Genomic DNA, 19,641 nt, shown 5'->3' with positions numbered 1-19,641 from the left:
ACGCCAGCCAGGCGCCACCGGCGCGCGCCGGTCGCGTCCCGCTGCATCCGGTCGCATCTGAAGCGGCCGAAACGTGATGTTCACTCTATTGCAACGTTGCAGGGAGCCGGGTTACGGTTCTCTGCAACGTTGCAGAGCCAGCCACCGAGCTCGCGAGATCTTGATTGCCGAATGCAGATCGATGACGACGAAAGAGCAGGAATGAGAATGCGTACCTCCCACGGTGCCGGCGGCTCGGCCCGCCGCGCGTTCCCCGGCCCCGGCGGCCGGCGTCTGGTCGGGCTGACGGCCGCGGCCCTGGTGGCGGTCTCGGCGGCGGCGTGCAGCAGTTCCCCGTCCACCGCCGGCCCCGGTGCGGCCTCCGGCGGCTCCGCTTCCGGCGCCGCGGGCGGGTCCGGCTGCGCCGCCAACGCCACCCCGCTGACGTTCTGGGGCTGGTCGGCCGGCTACGACCTGGTCGTCAAGGAGTTCAACAAGACGCACCCGGACGTCTGCGTGAAGCTGCAGAACGCCGGGGCGACGACCGCCGAGTACGTCAAGCTCAACGACGCGCTGAAGGCCGGGGACGGCGCCCCCGACGTCGCGCAGCTCGAGTACTTCGAGGTGCCCTCGTTCGAGATCACCCACAACCTCGTGGACCTGTCCCAGTACGGCGTCGCCTCCTCGCGGGCCGACATCGCGCCGGCGGCCTGGTCGCAGGTGAGTCAGGGTTCGGCGCTGTACGCGATGCCGGTCGACCTCGGGCCGCTCGCGCTGTACTACAACTCCAAGCAGTTCTCGGCCGCCGGCCTGACGGTCCCGACGACCTGGGACCAGTTCGCCACGGCCGCCGACAAGCTGCACGCCGCCGACGCCAACGCCGCCATCACCAACTTCGATCCGGAGAGCACCCAGGACGTACTGGCGCTGATGCAGCAGTACGGCGCTTTCCCCTTCACCTACAGCGGCGGCACGTCCGTGGGCATCAACTTCACCGGCGCCGCGCAGACCGCCTTCGCGAACTACTGGCAGGGTCTGATCGACAAGAAGGAAGTCACCACGGCCTCGGACTTCTCGCCCGCGCAGTGGGCGAACCTCGACTCCGGGGCGAACGCCGCGCGGCTGAGCCCGGCGTGGGGGCCGGTGGGCATGCAGCTGAGCATCAAGAAGACGATCGGCGACTGGCGCGCGGCGCCGATGCCGCAGGCGCAGGCCGGGCAGAACCTGGCGGGCAACTGGGGCGGCTCCACGCTCGCGGTGGTCAAGGGCAGCAAGCACGCCAAGCAGGCGGCGGAGTTCGCGCAGTGGTTCGGCGGTTCGGCCGACGCCTGGAAGATCCTCAGCGGACCGGTGGCCGGCGCGTTCCCCGGCTATGTGCCGCTGCTGAACTCCCCGGACTTCCAGAACACGACGCTGCCGATCTCCAGCGACGCCAAGTCGAACGCCGTGTTCGCCGACGCCGCCCAGCACCTGACCCAGACCCAGTGGCCGCCGATCATGACCGCGGCGCTGACCCAGTGGACGTCCACGTTCGCCGGGGTGACCAAGGGCACTGAGACGCTGCCGCAGGCGTTCCAGACCTTCCAGAAGCAGCTGAGCGACTACGCCAAGGCCCAGGGGTTCACCGTCACCGCGAGCTGAGGGTGCCGGGGGAAGGGGTGCGACAGGAAGCGAGTACGAGGACGTGAGCGAGCAGAGCGGATTCCCGGCGGCGGTGCGGCCGTCGGCGGGCCCGGGGCCGGCGGTGTCCACCGGACCCGCGGCTGCCAAGGGACCGGCGGTGTCCAAAGGGCAGGCGCCGCCGCACCACACCGGCCGGCGGCCCCGACGCGGCCGCAGCCGCAGCCGGCAGTGGCCCGGCGCCGTGTTCGTCGCGCCGCATCTGGTGATCCTGACGCTGTTCATGATCGTGCCGACCGGCTACGCGGTCTACGACAGTCTGTTCACCAGCAAGCTGGTCGGCGGTACGCGGTTCTCGGGACTGGCCAACTACCGCACGGTGCTCAGTTCCCACGAGTTCTGGGACGGCGTGTGGCGGGTGCTGCTGTTCGCCGTCGTGCAGGTGCCGCTGACCATCGCGATCGCGTTCTTCTTCGCCGCGGTCTTCGACGCCGGCGTCGTGCGGTTCGGCCGGTTCTTCCGGACCGTCTTCTTCATCCCGTTCGCCGTGCCGGGCGTGGTCGCGGCCGTGATGTGGTCGTTCCTGCTGCTGCCGGGCTTCGGCCCGTACTCCAAGGCGCTGAAGTCGCTCGGGTTCGGGCACGTCGACTTCTTCTCCTCGAAACTCATCCTGCCGACCATCGTCCTGATCGTGATCTGGGAGTGGACCGGCTACAACATGACGATCCTCTACGCCTCGCTGAAGTCCATCCCCAGGGACGTGACTGAAGCGGCCGTGATCGACGGCGCACCGCTGCGGACGATCATCATGCGGATGAAGCTGCCGATGGTCCGGCCGACGATCGTGATGCTGGTGTTCATTAACATGGTGGGCGCGCTCCAGCTGTTCACCGAGCCGTCGATCCTGTCGGCCTTCCAACCGCAGGCCGTCTCCTACGGGTTCACGCCGACGCTGTACGTCTACAACACGGCGGTCGGCAGCGGCGAGTACAACCTCGGCGCCGCCGCGGCCGTGGTGCTCGCGCTGATCATCGGCCTGGTCTCGCTCGGCGCCTTCGCGGTACGGCGCAGGAACGGAGAGTTCCGGTGAAACGCAGTACTCGTACTCCCTTGAAGCAGCGTCCTGACGACGGCGCGGTGCCGGTCCGGCTGTACGGGCTGCGCCGGGGCACGACAACGTTCCTGACGCTGGTCTGCGCGGCCTTCGCGGTGTTCATCCTGGCGCCGCTGGTCTGGCTGCTGATCAACGCGACCAAGACGCAGGCCGGGGTCTACGCCGGCCCCGGGTTCTGGTTCAGCAAGCCCTTCCGGCTGTTCCAGAACCTCGCCGACCTCGGCAAGGACATCAGCGGCGCGGGGGTGTATCTGCACTGGATGCAGAACACGCTGGTGTATGCCGTCGCGGGTGCGATCGGCGCCACGGCGCTGTCAGCGCTGGCCGGATACGGGTTCTCCCGGTTCCGGTTCCGCGGCGCGAACTCGCTGTTCTATCTGGTGATGGCCACGCTGCTGGTCCCGATCACCGCGCTGGCGTTGCCGCTGTTCCTGGTCTACGCCAAGGTCGGGCTGGTCAACTCGATCTGGGGCATGATCCTGCCGAGCATGGTGTCCCCGGTCGGCATCTACCTGATGCGCACGTTCATCGACGCCTCGGTGCCGCAGGACATGATCGCCGCCGCGCGCATCGACGGGGCCGGCGAGCTGCGCATCTTCTTCCGGATCGCGCTGCCGCTGTGCCTGCCGGGGTTGGTCACCGTGCTGTTGTTGAGCGTCGTGGCGATCTGGAACAACTACTTCCTGCCCCTGATCATCTTCAGCCGCAACGATCTGTACCCGCTCACCGTCGGGTTGTCCTCGCTGTCGCAGGCCGCTGAGACCGGCACGCAGGCGCAGCTGGTGCCCGTGCTCATCGCCGGGGGCCTGGTCACGGTGGTGCCGCTGATCGTCCTTTTCCTCTTCCTCGAAAGGTACTTCCGTGGCGGCGCGCTGCGGGGCAGCCTCACCGGCTGACTTCGTGGCGCATCGCCCGGCAGACCGTATCCGCACATCTTTGGGAGCACCGTTGTCCACCGTTCGTCCTGAATACCCCCGACCGCACTTCGACCGTTCGCACGCCTGGCTGAACCTGAACGGGACGTGGGACTTCTCCCGCGACCCGGATGGCTGGGGCGAGCAGATCGTCGTCCCGTTCGCGTGGGAGACGGAGGCCGCCGGGCCTGAGGCACACTGGCTGGAGTGGGGTTGGTACCGGCGGCAGCTCGCCGCTCCGGCCGACTGGTCCGGGCAGCGGATCGTGCTGCACTTCGGTGCGGTACACCACTTTGCGACGGTGTGGGTCAACGGGACGCTGGTCGGGGAGCACGAGGGCGGATACACCCCGTTCGAGCTCGACGTCACCGATGCCCTCGACGGCCAGGGCGGGGGCACGCTGGTCGTGCGGGTTCACGCGCCGCTCGACAAGCGGGAGATCGTCCACGGGAAGCAGCGCAGCATTCCGCGCGATGTCTATGACGTCTGCGCTTTCACGCCGAGCAGTGGGATCTGGCAGCCGGTGTGGTTGGAGGCGCGGCCGGCTACGTATCTGGCTGATGTCGCGCTGCGGGCTGGTGCGGAGTTGGACGCGATTGAGGCGACTGTTTCGATCGGCGGTTCGGCTGGTTCGGCTGGTTCGGGTAGCGCGAGTGGCTCGGGCGTGCGTCTCACGGCCACGGTCGCCGGCGAGCAGCCGGTCACCGTCGAAGTCGCCGACCCGAGCCAGCCGGTCTCGTTCCGGCTCCCGATCGCCGAGCCGCGTCTGTGGAGCCCCGCCGATCCCCACCTCTACCCGGTGACCGTGACTCTGGAGTCCGCCGACGGCACCGACCGCGTCGCCGCGACCACCGGCCTGCGCCGCGTCGAGACCGACGGCGACCGGATCCTGCTCAACGGCGAGCGGCTCTACGTCCGCGGCGTCCTGGACCAGGGCTACTGGCCGCGTACCGGGATCACCGCACCGGAGGACCAGGCGTTCGTCACAGACCTCGAAGCGGCCCGCGCCGCCGGGTTCAACCTGGTCCGCAAGCACCTCAAGCTCGAAGACCCGCGGTTCCTGCACCACGCCGACCGGCTCGGCATGCTCGTGTGGGCCGAGCCGGCGAGCACCGGGGTGTTCACGGACGAGGCGGTCGCGCGCTTCGAGGCGCAGATCGAGCCGATGGTGCGCCGGGACGGGAACCACCCGAGCATCGTGATCTGGGGGCTCTACAACGAGGAGTGGGGCCTGGACTGGGACGTGGCCGCGGACCCGCGCAAGCAGGAAGCGACCCGCCACGCCTACGACCTGCTCAAGGCGCTGGACCCGACCCGGCCGGCGGTGGACGACTCCGGCTGGTCGCACGTGGCCACGGACCTCCTCGACTGGCACGTCTACGACGAGTACCCGGACGGCTGGGCCGCCAAGGTCCGCGCGCTGCTCGCCGACGGCGAGCCCGGGTTCCCGGTCGGCATCGGGCCGGGCACGGTGGTCGAGAAGGTGCTGATGGCCGACGGCCGGCCCGTCCCGCGGGTGCCGAACCTGAACAGCGAGTTCGGCGGCGGCCTCACGAGCGTCGAGCGGGGCTGGAACCTGCGCTGGCAGACGCTGGAGCTGCGGCGGTACGACGCGTTGTCCGGCTATGTGTGGACCGAGCTGTATGACATCGAGCACGAGACGGCCGGGATCTACGCCTTCGATCGCGGCGCCAAGGACGACGGAGGGAACCCGCCGGACCTGACCAATGCGGTGACGGTCGCCATCCCCGATGTCGTCCCGCTGGCACCCGGGTGCGACCTTGTCGCGGCTGAGGGCGGTGGCGTCGAGTTCGACGTGCGGATCTCGCACCATGGGCCGGCGGCGGTCGAGGTGACGGTCGTGCCGGTGTGGGGTGCGGCGTTGCAGCCCTATGACTTCACGCGGGTACCCGACAGCGGCTCGGGACAGAGTGTGAAGGTGCAGCCGTTCCGACTCAGCGAAGCAGTCCGGATCAGGGAGCTGATGCCTTCTGCGGCGGCGGAGACGGAGGGTGCCAGGCCGAAGGCGGATGTCGCGCGGCTGCACCTCGTGCTGGTCAGCGCGGGTGGGGTCGTCGGCCACACCTGCGTGGACGTCGCGACGCGCCCGGTGGGGCGGACGGCGATTGACGGCTCCCCCACCGTGCCTCGGCAATAGGATCTCAGCCCAGGAACTCGTTGTTCCTGTTGTCCCGTTACCAGCACTCGTTCCCAGCAATCCTTCGTCAAGCAAGCCTTCCGTAGGAGGACATCAATGGCCGGCGTCCGTCTCCGCGACGTAGCCGAACGTGCGGGCGTCTCGATCCGCACCGTCTCGAACGCGGTGAACGGTTACGCACCCGTCTCCGACGAGGTGCGCGCGCGGGTCGAGGCGGCCGTGGCCGAACTCGGCTACAAGCCGAACCTCATGGCCCGCAACTTCAAGCGCGGCCGCACCGGCCTGATCACGCTGGTCGTCCCGGAACTGGACGTGCCGTACTTCTCCGAGCTGGCGCGCGCGGTCATCACCAAGGCCCGCGCGCACGGCTACACCGTCGTCGTCGACCAGACCGACGGCGAGCCGGACCGGGAACGCGAATTGGTCATGCGCGACTCGGCCGCGGCGGCCATGTTCGACGGCGTGATCCTCAGCCCGCTCGCCCTCACTCACGCCGACCTCGCCCGCCGCGGCGCCGACCAGCCGCTGGTCCTACTCGGCGAGCGCATCGCCGAGAGCGCCTACGACCACGTCGCCATCGACAACGTCGCCGCCGCCCGCACCGCGACCGAGCACCTGCTGGACCTGGGCCGCCGCCGCATCGCGGCCGTGGGCGACCAACCCTGGGAGAGCGGCGAGACCGCCCAACTCCGCACCCGCGGCTACCGCGACGCGCACGAGGCGCGCGGCCTGGCCGTCGAGGAGTCACTGATCGTCACCACGCGCCGCTTCCACCTCGCCAGCGGCGCCGAGGCGATGGCGGCGCTGCTGGAGCATCCGCAGGGTCCACCGGACGCGGTGTTCTGCTACAACGACCTGGTCGCGCTGGGTGCCATCCGCACTCTGTTGACGAACGGGGTGCGGATCCCCGAGGACATCGCCGTGGTCGGCTTCGACGATATCGAGGCCGGTCGGTACAACACGCCGACGCTGACCACCATCTCGCCGGACAAGACGGCGATCGCGCAGCTTGCTGTCGACCGGCTTATCGCTCGGCTGGACAAGGAGGATGAGACGGCGCCTGCTGAGCTTTGGGCGCCGTATGAGTTGGTGGTGAGGGAGAGTACGGTCGCTCCCGTCTAACCGGCCCGTCTAACCGGCCGTCTAACCGGTCCGTTCAACCAGCCCCGTTCACCGGAAGTCGGGTCGCGCGTCGGGTACTCCTTCGGCGGTCCAACGACGGATCTCCCGCGCCGCTTGGTCGGCGACGGGATGCCCGACGGGGCGGGTGACCAGATCGCTGAGTGCGAACATGTCCATGACCCGTCCGAGGTAGAGCCAGTCCCTACCGGGATGAAGGTCGGCCGGCAGGTGCTCGGCGAACGCCGCGCGGAACCCGGCCCGGAACTCCTCGGGCGCATCGGCACGGAACCTGATCATGTTGGCGGCGTCGGCGTATGGGGAACCGGAGAAGCTGAACTCCCAGTCCAGGACCGCGTCGACCCGCCAACCGCCGCGAGCGCGGGTGACCAGGATGTTCTTGGGGTTCAGGTCGGAGTGGACCAAGCGGGCCTGGTTGTCGACTCCGACCAGAGCCGGGGCATGGGCCGAGCAAAGCTTCGCCCACGCTCTGCGCGTGGCCGCGTCCAACCGCTCCTCAGGCGCGGCCGCCATGCACTGCGCGACGAATTCTGGAAGCTGCCGCGACCACGGGAGCCCTGGCCTGACGCTCAGCCCGGCATCGGCGAAGAACCCGGGGCGGCTGAACGTCACCCCAGTATCGCGGATTCGCAACATTACGGAGTCCCGGCAGCCCGGCGAAAGGCTGCTTGGCGGCGGGGGCACCCTTCTCCATTTTCTAAAGACCCGAAGATGGGCTCAACCCCGCGCGGGGCTGGCGCGTCCCATTGGCATGAACGTACCGGGCCTTGATCCTCGAGAAGTTCGCCACGACGCCGGGCCCCGGCTCGGCGGGAGGCTGTCACGTCGGCTGTTGTTGGGCGTCGGTGGTGTGACGTTGCTGAGCGGATGTGCTTCCACCAGCGGCGGGTCCGCCGGTGCGGGACCGGTTCGGGCGACGACGCCGACTGGTGCGACCGTTCCGACCGGGTCGGAGCCCAGCTCGCATCCGGCCACCGGTGGGGCTCCGTTCCCCGGCCACAGCTCTGCGGGGTCCGGTTCCAGCACTGCCGGCTCTAGCTCTAGTTCCAGCACAGGCGGCGCCGCTGGGTCGTCCACTACCGCGCCCGCCACGAATCGCGGTGATGCTCCGCCGGCGGCGGGGCATCCGCAGTTCTACGTCCATGAGGGCGACAAGGCGATAGCGCTGACCATCGACGACGGGCCCAGCTCCAAATACACGCCGCAGGTGCTGGCGCTGCTGGCCCAGTACAAGATCGCGGCGACGTTCTGCATGATCGGTCAGAATGCTGCGCAGCATGCCTCTTTGGTCGCTGAGGTCAGCGCCGCCGGGCACCTGGTCGCCAATCACACCTGGGATCATCCCGACCTGTCGCGGATGAGTGAGGCGCGGGTGACCGCTGAGATCGAGCGCGCCAATGATGCCATCACCAAGGGCGGCGCCAGGCAGCCGGTGCTGTTCCGCGCGCCTGGTGGCAACTGGTCGCCCACCGTGTTCTCGGTCTGCGCGAAGATGGGCCTGCGGCCGCTGGACTGGTCCGTGGACCCGCGCGACTGGTCGCGTCCCGGCACCGACCACATCGTGCAGACCGTCATGGGCCACACCCACACCGGCTCGATCATCCTCGAACACGACGGCGGCGGCGACCGGTCACAAACCGTCGCCGCGCTCCGGCGGTTTCTACCGCAGCTGCTGGAGGCCGGCTACCACTTCGTCCAGCCCTGACCGGCGAGCCTGTCAGCCTCCAGTTGTCGCCGCGCACGAGCGTGAGAATCCACTGCTGTCACAAGCGCTCCAGCTCCGTCAACGAGGCGATCACCCGGATACCGGTGTCCGGAGCGATGCGAGCACCGGCGCCCGCACCCACACCCACACCGCCGCCGGTAGCGCCGCCAGCCGAGCGGTCCAGCCAGATGGCCCGCAACCCCGCGTCCCGTGCCCCGACCGCGTCCGTCTCGTAGTTGTCGCCCACGTAGGCCACCTCGGCGGGGGCCAGTCCCAGGGCCTCGCAGCCGGCGAGGAAGATGCTCGCGGCCGGCTTGGCGGCGCCGTGTTCCTGGGAGCAGACCAGTGGTTCGGCGAAGTAGCCGAGTAGGCCGATCGCTTCCAGCTTCGCGCGCTGGTGTGCGGTCGCCGAGTTCGACACGACGCCGAGGCGGTAGCGGGCCGCCAGGTCGTCCAGCGCCGGCTGCGCGTCGTCGAACGCCCGCCGGGTCGTGTTCTTGCGCGCCGCGTAGGTCGCGAACCACGCCGCCGCCGCGTCATCCGGCATCTCGGATGCGTCGGCCACTCCGGCCGCTGCGAGGAAGCGTCGGGTCCGATCGTTCTTCTGGCCGGTGAAGGTCGACTCGCCGCGCAGGAACCGGTCGTACTCCTCCTCCTTGATCTCCCGCCACACGCGCAGCGCCTCCGCCGGGGATGAGAACCGGTCGGTGAGCCCTTCGGCCGCTAGGTGTTCGTGAAGGCCGGCCTCCTCGGCGCCCTCAAACGCGTACAGGGTCCCATCGACGTCGAACAGCACTCCACGGATCGCCATGGTGATCATTGTGGCGGGAGACGTCGAGCTGGAACAGCTCTGTGATCAAGGGCACTCGTGGATCAGGCCTCTACCGTCTGGTCACCGAGCGTGCCGGGTCCCAGAAGCATGCCGCCGGTCGCGTCGACCCAGTTGCCGGTGATCCAGCGGGCGTCGTCGGAGACCAGGAACGCCACCGCATCGGCGATGTCGGCTGGTTGGCCGACGCGGCGCAGCGCGATGAGGCCGGTGGCCTGTTCCACCAGCCGCGGCGAGTCCCGGATCCAGGAGTTCAGGTCGGTCTCGGTGATCCCGGGCGCGATGGTGTTCACCGTGATCCCCCGCCGGCCGAGTCGGTGGGCCAGGTTCCGGCCGAGGACGTCCAAGGCGCCCTTGGTCATCGCGTAGGCGGTCTCCGGCATGGCGATCCGGGTGGCGGCGGAGGAGACGTTGACGATCCGGCCGCCGTCGGGCAGCAGCGGCAGCGCCCGCCTGATGATGAAGTACGGCGCCTTCACGTTGACGGCGAACAGCCGGTCGAACTCGTCCGGTGTCACTTGGTCGAGGGTCCCGGAGAACACGGCGGCGTTGTTCACCAGGATGTCCAGCGCCTGACCGGCCAACCCCCGTTCCAGTCCCTCGAACAGGGTGTCCACATCGCCGTCCACACCGAGTTCGGCGCGGAGGGCGAACGCCTTCCCGCCGGCGCGCTCGATCGCGGCCACCGTTTCCCGCGCCGCGTTGTCGTCGCGTCCGTAGTGCACGGCGACGAGGGCACCGGCGCCGGCCAGTCTGGTCGCGATCGCCCGTCCGATTCCCCGAGACGCGCCGGTCACCAGCGCCGTCTTTCCCGTCAGAGCCGTCTTTCCCGCCAGAGCCGTCTTTCCCGTCAGTCCCATGCTGCGATCTTTGCGACCGATCGGACCGCGCGTCCAAGACAAGTTCTTATAGCCTGCGGTTATGGATGCCCGCCTCCAGGACCTGCGCTACTTCATCGCGGTCGCCGAAGAACTGAGCTTCACCCGGGCCGCGTCCGACCGGCTGTTCATCTCGCAACCGGCGCTGAGCAAACAGATCCGGCAGCTGGAAACCTGCCTGTGGGTGACCCTGTTCGACCGGGATCGCCGCACGGTCACCTTGACCGCGGCCGGCGCGGCGTTGCTGCCGCGCGCCCGGCGGATCATCGAACTCTGGGAACAGGCACGCCAGGAAACGGCCGAGGCCTCCGCCACCGAGCAAGCCATCCTGACGGTCGGCTTCCAGACCCGGATCGGCCGAGGGCTCATTCCCGCCGTCACCGACCGGCTGGCCGAAGACCTGCCGAACTGGCGGCTGCTGTTTCGTCAGGTGCCGTGGAGCGATCCGTCGATCGGACTCGCCAAGGGCGAGGTGGACGTGGCCATCACCTGGCTGCCCCTCCCCCGCGACACCGGCCTGTCCTGGCGGGTGATCGCCACCGAACAGCGATGGGTGGCCCTGCCTCCCGGACATCGCCTGGCCCGCAGGAACGCGATCCCGTTCGCCGACCTCGTCGACGAGCCCTTCATCGCCCTCCCCGCAAGCGCCGGTCCGCTCCGCGAGTTCTGGCTGGCCGCCGCGGACCGGCCGCGCCCCGCCACAGTCGCCGCGGAGGCCGAGACCGCGGAGGAGACCCTGGAGGCGGTCGCCGCCGGACTCGGCATGGCCCTGCTGCCCGCCGGCAATGTCGAGATCTACCAGCGAGACGACGTGGTCTACCGGCCGGTGCACGGCCTGTCGCCCGGCGAACTCGGGGTCGCGTGGCGCGGCCCGGATCGGCGCGATGCCGTGCGGGTCTTCGTCAACTCCTGCATCGGCTGCTTCTGCGGACCGGATTAGACCGGACGCCCATGAAGTATCAGTGGTCTAAGACAGCGCGCTGCCCGCGATCAGATCGCGGGCAGCGCGCTGGGGCTCGCTCGTCCAGGACTTGAGCGTCCAAGGCTTGAGCGTCTAGTGGATGATGGTGGTGGGAACGAAGGTGCCGATGGTGATGGTGTAGGTGGCGTCGTCCGTGTACTCGTTGTTGCCGATCGCCCGGGTGTAGCCGACCAGCGATTCGCCCATGCACTGCGCCGCGAAGGAGAACTGGCGGTTGATTCCCGAGCCGAAGTTCAGCCCGACCGTGTACTGGCCGGTTCCGGTCCGGGCCAGCGTGTAGCTGAGCGGCACCGGGGCGTTGATCGAGAACGGCTGGGACGCTCCGCCGAACCCGCCGCCCGTGGGCGGGATGAAGGTGGCCCGGTCGCTGAACAGGTAGTTGCTGGTGCTGCCGGTGAGCTGACCGTTCGCGAACTGGCCCGAAACCCCGCCGGAGGGGTAGCTGTAGGCGTACTGCTCGCCGCCGTAGCCGACGATCCCGTCCGGCTGGTTGGACACGACGGTCACCGGATAGGTGCCGTTCGTCTGCGGGGACTGGAACACCTGGTCCAGATCCGCGCAGGACATGGCCGCCGCGGCGTGCGCCACCCCGGCCGGACGCGGCGTGCTGGAGGTGCTGCTCGCCGCGGCGACCGCCGCCGTACCGCCGACGCTCAGCGCGATCCCGGCCGCGCAGCCGGCCAGCGTGATACGTGTGAAAGCTCCCACGATGTCACTCCCTTAAAAGCCCGAATTCCCGATTACCGGATCAGGTTAGGAGGCGTCTCAGGGCTCTCGTATCCGTGGAACCACGCGCATTGCGGAAGCAAAAAAGCGATCGGTCGGCCTCGGCCTCGGCCACGGCCGCACCGCGATCGTTTCAGCGCACCGCTGACAATCCGGTGGCGTGCTGCGCGCCGATGCCCTGTGCCCCGATGCCCTGTGCCCCGGTGCCCTGTGCCCCGACCCCCAGCCGATAGATCCGGGTCACCTCGGCGACACGTTCCCCGAGCCGGAACGCGGTCCGCAGATCGGCGGCCGGGGGCGCGACGTCCGGGCCCTGGTCGGCGTTGGCCTGGGCCATCGCGCCGAGCCAGCTGCCCAGCCGGTTCAGGTCGTGCTCGGAGCCGGTGCTGGTGGTCCAGCCGGCGGGCAGGTCCAGGCCGACCCAGATCATGCCGTGCTGGGCGGCCAGCACCGCCAGGTCGACCAGGGTGTTGAACTTGTCCCCGCTCTTGCCGCCGCTGGTGGTGAACCCAGCCGCGATCTTGTCGCGCCAGCGCAGGTCGTCGGCGAGGACCCGGCTGGTGCGCTCGGCGAAGGCCTTGAAGACCGCCGAGGAGCCGCCCATGTAGGTGGGCGTGCCGAAGGCGATCGCGTCGGCGGCGTCCAGGGTGGACCACAGCACCGGGTCGTCGGGGTCGTCGACGGTCACCAGGTCCACCGCCGTCCCGGCGGCGGATCCGGCGCCGTCGGCCAGGGCCTGCGCCTGTCGGGCGGTGTGGCCGTAGCCGCTGTGGAAGGCCACCGCTATGCGGATGGGCTCGTTCAGGAGGACGCTCGGCGGCGTCGTTTCGGGCATGTCATGCTCTTTCATGGAGGTTTCCACGCCTGACTCCGAGGGCTTTCGGGCCGGGCGTGGGTATGACGGATCGGCCCTCGGAAAGGTGACCTCATGGACGACCGCGACCAGTTGGCCGAGCGGTTCGAAGCCCACCGGGGCCATCTGCGCGGCGTCGCCTTCCGCATGCTCGGGTCGCTCAGCGACGCCGAGGACGCCGTCCAGGAGGCCTGGGTCCGGCTCGACCGCACCGGTGCGGACCAGCTGGAGAACCTTCCGGGCTGGCTCACGACCGTCGTCGGGCGCATCTGCCTGGACATGCTCCGCTCCCGCAAGGCACGCCGGGAGATCGGCGGCCACGACGACACCGTCGCCGCGATCCCCGACGAGCGCACGGCCGAACCGGAGCAGGAGACGCTGTTGGTGGAGTCGGTCGGCCGGGCGATGCTCGTCGTCCTGGACCGCCTCAGTCCCGCCGAGCGGGTCGCGTTCGTCCTGCACGACATGTTCTCGGTGCCGTTCGACGAGATCGCCGCCATCGTGAACCGGACGCCGGTCGCGGCCAAGAAGCTCGCCAGCCGCGCACGACTGCGCGTCACCGACGCCTCGGCCTCCTCAGCCGGACACGTCGACCTCGCCTGGCACCGGCAGGTCGTCGAATCGTTCCTGGCCGCCGCACGCGGCCGCGACCTCGCCGGACTGCTCGCCGTCCTGGACCCCGGCGTCGTCCGGCACGCCGACGCCGCCGGGCTGCCGCCCGGGGTGCCGTTGGAGGTCACGGGAGCGAACGCGGTCGTGGAGGAGACGCTGCTGCTCACCCGCAACGCCAGGTTCGCAGACGTCGTACTCGTCAACGGAGGGATGGGACTGGTCGTCGCACCGCGCGGCCGGCTGCTGCTGGCGCTCACGTTCGACATCAAGGACGGCAGGATCATCGAGTACTCGGTGATCGGCGATCCGCAGCGGTTGGCACACCTGCACTTCGCGCTGCCGCCTCGATAAGGATCCTGCTCCCCCGTGCCAGGACTCAATCCCACTCCCAGCGCGCGCCGATGATCCCCGGCCGGATGTCGGGCACCACCATGTGGATGGCGCGATGGCTGTCCACGGTGAGTTCGGCGCTCTCGTCCGTCGGTCCCTGGGTGTGGCGGGCGGTGAATCGCTGGCAGCGTACCGGGAGGGCGTCCGGGTGGAAGCGGATGTAGAGCACGAACATCCCGCCGGGGAAGCGGTAGCCGTTGAAGTGCTGACAGCATTCGATGTCGCTGTGGGGACGGATCGCGTAGGTGAGGACCTGGGTCTCCCCGGCTCGCAGGGACCGGTCGAAGAGCAGCTCGGCGACGACGGAGCGGGTCTGGGTGTGGCGCCGGACGCGGCCGATCCGGCAGCCGTCGCCGACGACGATCTCGATGGCGTCGGCGTCGGTTCCCGGGTCGCCGTTGTAGATCATCAGGGCTCGGTCCACGCCGTCGTAGTGCGCGCGGAGCACCCAGATGACGTCCACCTCGGCCAGTTCGCGCCGGGCCCCCACGGTGACCGTGTTGTACTCCGCGACGATGTCCAGTTTGCCGGCGGCCGGGCTGTCCAGGTCGGCGAGTTGGCGGCCGAGGTCGCCGGGGACCCGGACGATGTCGGCGAACGGATTGGGCCACTGGCCGGTGCGCAGGGCGAAGCCGCGCGGCTTGGGCGGCCCGAGCAGGACCGTCAGCGAGTGCGGCGGCAGGCCCAGGATTCCCTCCAGCGCGGCCACCACGCGCAGCGATTCGGGGCGCTCGGGCCGCCGGACGCCGCGCTGCCAGTAGCTCAGGGTGGTCACGCCGACGTTCAGGCCGTGGTCGGCCAGCCGGTTCCGGAGCCGTTCCAGGCTCAGGCCGCGGGCGGCTATCGCCGTGCGCAGCGCGACGTCGAACGGCCCGGTGTGGATGGCCGCCGCCACCGCGGTGTCCGCGGCACCGATCTTGTCCGGGTGTGCCATCAGAACTCCGATTCGCGGCCGTTCGGCGGCTGGCACGGGCGAGTGGATGCCTGCAGGCCGGTGTGAATTTACCGGCTATCCATGGTCCTTCCATGCACGCGCCTTGATTAATCGTGCGTCGCGGCACGTCGGGACCGAAGCCGGCGGCCGCGGCGGCGGGCGGGGCGTTCACAGGCGTTCCCGGTACGTGGACGAAGGCGTCGCAGGGTGCTGTTCGAGGCGCTTGCCGGTGCCTATCTTTGCGGTCGAAAGCGCTGCTCGGTCCGGGCGACTTGCCACCTCGGCCCACGTCGGCTCACGTCGGCCGAAGCCCGGACCGGTCGGCGCTTTCAACCGGCGGCGCCGTCAGCCGCTCCGCTTCCCCATCAGCACACCCACCGCCACTGCAAGGAGACTGGAATGGGAGCAAGAACTCCGCTGCGCGCGCCTGCCCGGCGCGGCGCCTTCGTCGCGGCCTGTACCGCGGTACTGGCCTTCGTGTTCGCCACGACGGCGTCGGCCGCCGAGCTGGGCATCGACATGCAGGTCCAGCAGCAGGACGAGTGGTGCTGGGCCGCCTCCGGCGACACCATCGCCACCTTCCTGGGCCACGGCACCGACCAGAACTCGTTCTGCGACCTGGCCATCGGCCAGGACACGTCGCAACAGTGCCCGAACCAGGCCGGCGAGCTCGCCTGGGACCAGACCGCCTACCAGGCCCTGGGGATATCGCCCGGGGTGGAGAGCGGCGCGGTCGGCTTCGATCAGATCGTCTCCGACATCGACGCCGGCCACCCGCTGCAGACCGGCATCTCCTGGACCGCCGGCGGCGGCCACTCCGAGGTGATCTACGGCTACGACTCCGGCAGCCAGACCATCAGCTTCGGCGACCCGTGGCCGGACGACCAGCGCATGAACCAGATGGACTACAACAGCTACGTCAGCAACGACCAGTTCACCTGGGACGACACCCTTTCCCAGATCGGAGCGTGAGACGACCGTGCGTACCCACAAAGTGTCCGCCCTGCGCACCCTGATCGGCGCCTCGGCCGTGGCCGGAGCGCTCGTGGTCGCCGTCGCGCCGCTGAGCTCGGCGGCCACCGCGGTCCCGGCCGTCCCCGGCGCGTCCAGCACCGACGTCTCCGCCGCCAGCCACGCGGCGGCGTCCCCGGTGGTGCTCCAGCGCCTCGGCGGCTTCTTCGCCCAGCTGGGCCCGGCCGGCGCCCCGCTGGCGGTGCACGCCGCCGCACCGGCGGCCGCGGCCGTCGCGGCCGAGGCACCGCACCTGGTCGGCGCCACGGTGCCGGTGTACTACCTCAACCCGGCTTTCGTGACGGCCCCGTACGGCACCGCCACGGTCGCCAAGCAGGAGTTCATGGCCACCGCGGCGGTCTCGGCCTCCGGCCAACGCGCTTCGGTCTGGACCGCCCGCAGCGCGGCCCACCAGAACGCCTGGACCGAGTTCAACATCGCCTCGGGCAGCACCGAGACCGACATGACGGCAGCCGCCGCCAAGCTGGGCAACGGCGCGATCGCGTTCTACGAGCCGCAGATCCACGCCTGGTACGGACTGCTCAAGGAGCACGTGACCCCGCTCAACAACGACGCGGTCCACTCGGTGGGCTCGGCCGGTATCTCGCTCCTGGGCTACCAGCGCCTGGTCAACAGCCGCTACGCCGACAAGGTTCCCGGCACCGAGTACGCGAACCAGCACATGCTCGGCGGATTCAGCACCGGTCCGGCGAAGCCCGCGAGCGGCACGCACAATGAGAACGCTGAGATGGCCATCGGCGCCGCCGGTCTCGCCGGTCTGTTCGGCATCGGATACGCCGTCCGCCGTCGACGCGGCAGCTTCGTTGACGCCCGCTAGTTGACGCCCGCTAGTCAAGCCCCGCTGGTTGACGCTTGTTAAGGGAACGTAGGGGAACGGCCGCGCAGGGAACTGCGCGGCCGTATCAGTTCACGCCGTCCGGCCGGAACCCGGAACCCACCAGCACTAAACCGTCCGGTCCAGGACAGCCAGCGCGGCGTCCACATCCAGCAGCGCCGATCCGGCGGTGGTGCTCGCCAGGTGCGGTAGCCGCCGGTAGGCGGGGCCGGTGCGTCCGCCCAGGCGGAGACGGACCGTGCCGACGTTCGCGGCGACCGCGCCTTGCAGCCCCGCCCAGGCTGGTGTCGGCTCCGGCGGAGTGTCGGCGAAGGCCTTCGCCAGCAGCTCCACGGGAGCGATGCAGGCGCGGACGGCGTCGATGGCGTCTGCGGGGTGCGCGGCGGGATGCGAGACGAGGCCGGTGGTTCGTCGGGGGCGGCTGGCACTGCGGGCACTGCGGGCGTGCCGGAGCAGCATGCGATGCGTGCGGATCGGCTTGGCGATCTGTTCCAGGAGCTCAGCGGTCTGGAGGAAGCGCGCGCCGCGCTGTCGGGCTTCGGCCCGGTCGCCGATCGGGGTGCCGAGGAAGTCGGCCAGTGCGGCCAGTGCGTCGGCCACGCGCCGTTTGAAGACGTCCCCGGTGCGGACTGGCAGGATGAGCCAGGACGCGGCCGCGCCCAAGGTGGCGCCGACCAGGATCGCTTCGAGACGCGTCAGCAGCAGTGACGGGGCGCTCTGGCCGTAGTAGCCGTACAGCAGTGACAAGACGGCGGTCACCGATCCGGCCCACAGCGCGTAGCTGATCTCGCGAAGCCAGCCGGCTATGGCGAGCACAGTGAAGATGAGGACGATCGACCACCTGTCGTGCGCGGGGAACGACCCGGCGATCCACGTCGCGACGACGGTCCCGACAGCCGCACCGCAGGCACGCTCGACGCTCTTGTGCAGGACGTCGCCACGCCCCCGCGCGCCGCTGCAGACGATGAACGCGGTGAGCACAGCCCATGGCCAGTGCGCGTGGAAGACCAGGTGGCCGGCGGCGAACGCCGCGGCCAGCGCGGCGGCCATCTGCAACGCCATGCGGGTACTGGCGGGGATCCGCCGCTTGGTGCCCCCGGCCGGAGCAGGGCGCGCCGCGGGGCGGGGACGCGGCCGATCGAACCGCACCGCCGCGGCGAGTAGCTGGCCGAGCCAGACCCAGGACGCTGCGACCACGGCGATGAGGGCGCTCCACGCGTCATGGTCGGCGGCGTAGGGGCGGGCGCCTTCGGTGTGGGTGACCAGGAGCGCCACGAACGGTAGGACCAGAAACGTGCCGGCAATCGTGGCGCGGGCGCCGAACCGCCGGATCCAGATGGCACCGGACATAGCGGTCACGAACGCCGCGTCCCCGAGGATCGGGTGCCGCACCAGCAGCGAGCCCACTTCGGAGGCGACAGCGGCCGAGGCGGCGATGACCACGACGCCGATCAGCCGGTCCAGATGACCGGTGCCGCGCTGTACCCGCGCCAGCGTCACGCTCAACGCCACAGCGGTCACGACGACGTCCATCCCCAGGTGGGCATGGTGTTCGAGCCAGATCGCCGAGGCCAGGGCGGCCAGCGCCGATGCCGTGGCGACCGTCGCGGCGCGCAGTGCGCCAAGGCGGAGCGTGCCCATCCGCAGCGCACCCCGTCGAAATCGCAGCGGATTGGTGGTTATCACTTACTATCCTCTGATTCGAAAGGCAGGCAAGGCCTAAGATCGGCGACCCTAGCGCAGTAAAAATAGTAAGTGATAGCGTACCGATGTGCCAACACAGTCGATGCCCGCCACCGAGGCCCCAGCCGACACCCCACCCACGCCGGAGCTGCTCGCCGCCGCCGAAACCATCCGCCAGGGCGCCACCCGCCTGGCCCGACGCCTGCGCACCGCGCGCTCGGCCGGCGCGATGAGCACGAACAAGATCAACGTACTGAGCCACCTGTACCGGCACGGACCTTCCACCCCCGGCGAGGTGGCGGCGGCCGACCGGCAGCAGCCCCAGTCGCTGACCCGGGTCTTCGCCGAGCTGGAACGCGACGGGCTGGTGATCCGCTCCTCCGGCGCGGAGGACCGCAGGCAGTCGATCATCAGCCTCACCGAGGCCGGGAGCGCGGCCCTCAGGCACGATGTGGCCGAACGCGACGACTGGCTGGCCGGGGCGCTCGCCGGGCTGAGCGAGACGGAGCGGCAGGTGTTGCGGCTGGCTGCGGGGCTGATGGAGCGGATCGCAGACAACTGATTGATGACTGCGGCTGCTGGCCGCCAGCTACTGGCTGCCGCAGACTACTGATTCAGGGTGGTGACAAGCTTCGCTGGTACCGCATCAGGCAACCGTTGCCCGGTGGTTCGCGACGTGTCGGTCGCCGAACGGGATCGGTTCCCGGCTGGTGCTGCGGGATTCTGGAACTGGAACTGGAAGTGGAAGTGGGCGGGGGTGGAGTTTGCAGGGGGATGAAATTTGCGAACCGGGTTGCGGTTGGTCTGTGGTTTTCAAAGCTTTTTACGGCCTTCGGTCATAGTTGAGCCGGTTCGGGGTTCGAGGCGGCGGGTGTGTCGATCAGCTGCCGGTTTTCGCGTTCACGACCCCGCCGCACCTCAGGCCTCTTCAACTCCAGCAAGTCAGATCAAGATCAAAAACTGTGATGAAGAGCCGGGCCTCCGGCGGGCCTCGACAACCTCAGGGAAACTAGCGCGGTTCCCTCGGGTGGCCGGGTGAGTCTCAGCGGCTGCGGTTTGTGGGGTGGTGCGGTCCGTTCCCCTCGGTCGCGTCGTCAGCCCGGGGGGTACAGCACCGGTGTCCGGGGGTCAAGTCCGCGCGCTGCGGTTGGGTGTGTGAGCTGCGGTTTTGTGCAGCGCGAACTTGACCCCCGGCCACCGGCACTGTAGGCGAAGCCCTGCCGACGCGACCGAGGGGAACGAACCGAAAACCAGCCG

General features: G+C 69.7%; 18 protein-coding genes. 11 read left to right on the top strand and 7 right to left on the bottom strand.

The features are described from left to right. Positions 1–207 precede the first annotated feature (207 nt). The 5 genes from KGQ19_RS11440 (at position 208) to KGQ19_RS11420 (ending at position 6,907) form a co-directional block, all read left to right on the top strand. Entirely contained in the window at positions 208–1,620 is a 1,413-nt protein-coding gene (locus KGQ19_RS11440) for an ABC transporter substrate-binding protein (RefSeq protein ID WP_212009072.1), read from the top strand. A 43-nt stretch (positions 1,621–1,663) separates the two neighbouring features. After that, complete coding sequence (locus tag KGQ19_RS11435) at positions 1,664–2,689, top strand: carbohydrate ABC transporter permease (RefSeq protein ID WP_212009071.1); 1,026 nt, start codon at positions 1,664–1,666, stop codon at positions 2,687–2,689. 20 nt (positions 2,690–2,709) lie between these two features. Continuing rightward, complete coding sequence (locus KGQ19_RS11430) at positions 2,710–3,609, top strand: carbohydrate ABC transporter permease (protein ID WP_212009070.1); 900 nt, start codon at positions 2,710–2,712, stop codon at positions 3,607–3,609. A gap of 52 nt (positions 3,610–3,661) precedes the next feature. Next, positions 3,662–5,785: a glycoside hydrolase family 2 protein gene (locus KGQ19_RS11425; protein ID WP_212009069.1), complete on the top strand. Its 2,124-nt coding sequence runs from the start codon at positions 3,662–3,664 to the stop codon at positions 5,783–5,785. Between the two features lie 96 nt (positions 5,786–5,881). Further along, positions 5,882–6,907, top strand: a complete 1,026-nt coding sequence (locus KGQ19_RS11420; RefSeq protein ID WP_212009068.1) for a LacI family DNA-binding transcriptional regulator — start codon at positions 5,882–5,884, stop codon at positions 6,905–6,907. Positions 6,908–6,955: 48 nt separating this feature from the next. On the opposite strand, the gene KGQ19_RS11415 is transcribed toward KGQ19_RS11420, so the two are convergent. After that, a complete protein-coding gene (locus tag KGQ19_RS11415) occupies positions 6,956–7,537 on the bottom strand; it encodes a phosphotransferase family protein (protein ID WP_212009067.1) in 582 nt (193 codons plus the stop codon). 238 nt (positions 7,538–7,775) lie between these two features. Here KGQ19_RS11415 and KGQ19_RS11410 point away from each other — a divergent pair, with 238 nt between their 5' ends. After that, positions 7,776–8,630 carry a polysaccharide deacetylase family protein gene (locus KGQ19_RS11410; protein WP_212009066.1) on the top strand — a complete coding sequence of 285 codons (855 nt, stop codon included), beginning with the start codon at positions 7,776–7,778 and terminating at the stop codon, positions 8,628–8,630. Positions 8,631–8,688: 58 nt separating this feature from the next. Here KGQ19_RS11410 and KGQ19_RS11405 read toward each other — a convergent pair whose 3' ends face one another. Next, positions 8,689–9,441 carry an HAD family hydrolase gene (locus tag KGQ19_RS11405; RefSeq protein ID WP_212009065.1) on the bottom strand — a complete coding sequence of 251 codons (753 nt, stop codon included), beginning with the start codon at positions 9,439–9,441 and terminating at the stop codon, positions 8,689–8,691. Between the two features lie 62 nt (positions 9,442–9,503). After that, positions 9,504–10,319, bottom strand: coding sequence for an SDR family NAD(P)-dependent oxidoreductase (locus KGQ19_RS11400; RefSeq protein ID WP_212009064.1), 816 nt, complete (start codon positions 10,317–10,319; stop codon positions 9,504–9,506). 61 nt (positions 10,320–10,380) lie between these two features. On the opposite strand from KGQ19_RS11400, the gene KGQ19_RS11395 reads away from it, so the two are divergent. Then, positions 10,381–11,277 (top strand): LysR family transcriptional regulator, encoded by an 897-nt coding sequence (locus KGQ19_RS11395; protein ID WP_212009063.1) that lies wholly within the window; start codon positions 10,381–10,383, stop codon positions 11,275–11,277. Positions 11,278–11,391: 114 nt separating this feature from the next. Here KGQ19_RS11395 and KGQ19_RS11390 read toward each other — a convergent pair whose 3' ends face one another. Together KGQ19_RS11390 and KGQ19_RS11385 are read right to left on the bottom strand one after the other, a co-directional pair. Further along, positions 11,392–12,027, bottom strand: a complete 636-nt coding sequence (locus KGQ19_RS11390) for a hypothetical protein (RefSeq protein ID WP_212009062.1) — start codon at positions 12,025–12,027, stop codon at positions 11,392–11,394. 151 nt (positions 12,028–12,178) lie between these two features. Beyond that, positions 12,179–12,880, bottom strand: coding sequence for a flavodoxin family protein (locus KGQ19_RS11385; RefSeq protein ID WP_212009061.1), 702 nt, complete (start codon positions 12,878–12,880; stop codon positions 12,179–12,181). 93 nt (positions 12,881–12,973) lie between these two features. On the opposite strand from KGQ19_RS11385, the gene KGQ19_RS11380 reads away from it, so the two are divergent. Then, entirely contained in the window at positions 12,974–13,861 is an 888-nt protein-coding gene (locus tag KGQ19_RS11380; RefSeq protein ID WP_212009060.1) for a sigma-70 family RNA polymerase sigma factor, read from the top strand. Positions 13,862–13,886: 25 nt separating this feature from the next. On the opposite strand, the gene KGQ19_RS11375 is transcribed toward KGQ19_RS11380, so the two are convergent. Beyond that, positions 13,887–14,834: a helix-turn-helix domain-containing protein gene (locus KGQ19_RS11375; RefSeq protein ID WP_212009059.1), complete on the bottom strand. Its 948-nt coding sequence runs from the start codon at positions 14,832–14,834 to the stop codon at positions 13,887–13,889. A gap of 399 nt (positions 14,835–15,233) precedes the next feature. Here KGQ19_RS11375 and KGQ19_RS11370 point away from each other — a divergent pair, with 399 nt between their 5' ends. Together KGQ19_RS11370 and KGQ19_RS11365 are read left to right on the top strand one after the other, a co-directional pair. Beyond that, a complete protein-coding gene (locus KGQ19_RS11370) occupies positions 15,234–15,806 on the top strand; it encodes a papain-like cysteine protease family protein (RefSeq protein ID WP_212009058.1) in 573 nt (190 codons plus the stop codon). A 7-nt stretch (positions 15,807–15,813) separates the two neighbouring features. Continuing rightward, positions 15,814–16,683 carry a hypothetical protein gene (locus tag KGQ19_RS11365; protein WP_212009057.1) on the top strand — a complete coding sequence of 290 codons (870 nt, stop codon included), beginning with the start codon at positions 15,814–15,816 and terminating at the stop codon, positions 16,681–16,683. Positions 16,684–16,809: 126 nt separating this feature from the next. On the opposite strand, the gene KGQ19_RS51820 is transcribed toward KGQ19_RS11365, so the two are convergent. After that, positions 16,810–18,387, bottom strand: a complete 1,578-nt coding sequence (locus KGQ19_RS51820; protein ID WP_212009056.1) for an FUSC family protein — start codon at positions 18,385–18,387, stop codon at positions 16,810–16,812. A gap of 85 nt (positions 18,388–18,472) precedes the next feature. Between KGQ19_RS51820 and KGQ19_RS11355 the strand changes: the two genes are divergently transcribed. Then, the gene (locus tag KGQ19_RS11355) at positions 18,473–18,946 is read left to right on the top strand and encodes a MarR family winged helix-turn-helix transcriptional regulator (protein WP_307856393.1); all 474 of its coding nucleotides are present in this window, start codon (positions 18,473–18,475) and stop codon (positions 18,944–18,946) included. Positions 18,947–19,641: the final 695 nt, after the last annotated feature.

The organism is Catenulispora pinistramenti, assembly GCF_018274385.1.
Lineage (GTDB): Bacteria > Actinomycetota > Actinomycetes > Streptomycetales > Catenulisporaceae > Catenulispora > Catenulispora pinistramenti.
The sequence above is the reverse complement of the archived record's forward strand: the minus strand, read 5'-3'. Positions and strand labels throughout refer to the sequence as shown.